At 67.9% G+C, this 886-nt stretch carries 1 protein-coding gene; it reads left to right on the top strand.

Annotated features, from left to right (window positions below):
* Positions 1–61 precede the first annotated feature (61 nt).
* Positions 62–879 (top strand): IS5 family transposase gene (locus FGD71_RS34960; RefSeq protein ID WP_420878379.1). Its coding sequence is split into 2 segments (ribosomal slippage): positions 62–407 and positions 407–879, totalling 819 coding nucleotides; the frame shifts between segments, so codons are not numbered across the junction.
* Positions 880–886 lie beyond the last annotated feature (7 nt).

Raw genomic sequence — 886 nt, forward strand, 5'->3', positions numbered from 1 at the left:
ACTGGCTCTAACAAAAGCTTTGATCTTGTGACCGTGGGCTTGTCTGCTCGTTGGTCTGGTCGTGAGGAAGAGACAGTCGCGGCCGTGGATCGTCTCGGATGAACTGTGGTCGCTCATCGAGCCGTTACTGCCCGAGCCAGGCCCGAAATTGGTGGAGGGCCGACCAAGAGTGCCGGACCGGCAGGCCCTGTGCGGGATCCTGTTCGTGCTGCACACCGGCATCCAGTGGGAGTACCTGCCCCAGGAGCTGGGCTTCGGCTCGGGCATGACGTGCTGGCGGCGCCTGGCGGCCTGGAACGAGGCCGGCGTCTGGGACCAACTGCATGCGCTCCTGCTGAAGAAGCTGCGGTCGAAGAATCAGCTGGACTGGGCGAGGGCGGTGATCGACTCCTCCCACGTCCGGGCCGCCCGCCGGGGCCCAAAAGCGGACCCAGCCCGGTCGACCGCGCACGTCCGGGCAGCAAGCACCACGTCCTCACCGACGGACAGGGCATCCCGCTCGCGGTGTCGCTGACCGGCGGAAACCGTAACGACGTCACTCAACTCCTGCCCCTGCTCGACAAGGTTCCGGCCGTGGCCGGGGCCGTCGGCAGGCCACGTCGGCGGCCCGACACACTCTTCGCGGACCGCGGCTACGACCACGACAAGTACCGCCGACTCCTGCGCGAGCGAGGCATCCGCCCGGCGATCGCGGAACGCGGCCAGCCGCACGGCACCGGCCTGGGCACCTTCCGCTGGGTCGTCGAACGCACCATCTCCTGGCTGCACGGCTTCCGCCGCCTGCGCATCCGCTGGGAGAGACGCGACGACATCCACGAAGCCTTCCTCGGCCTCGCCATCTGCCTGATCACCCACCGCCACGTCCAACGGCTTTGTTAGGGCCTCT

This window comes from Streptomyces sporangiiformans (assembly GCF_005768555.2).
GTDB lineage: Bacteria > Actinomycetota > Actinomycetes > Streptomycetales > Streptomycetaceae > Streptomyces > Streptomyces sporangiiformans.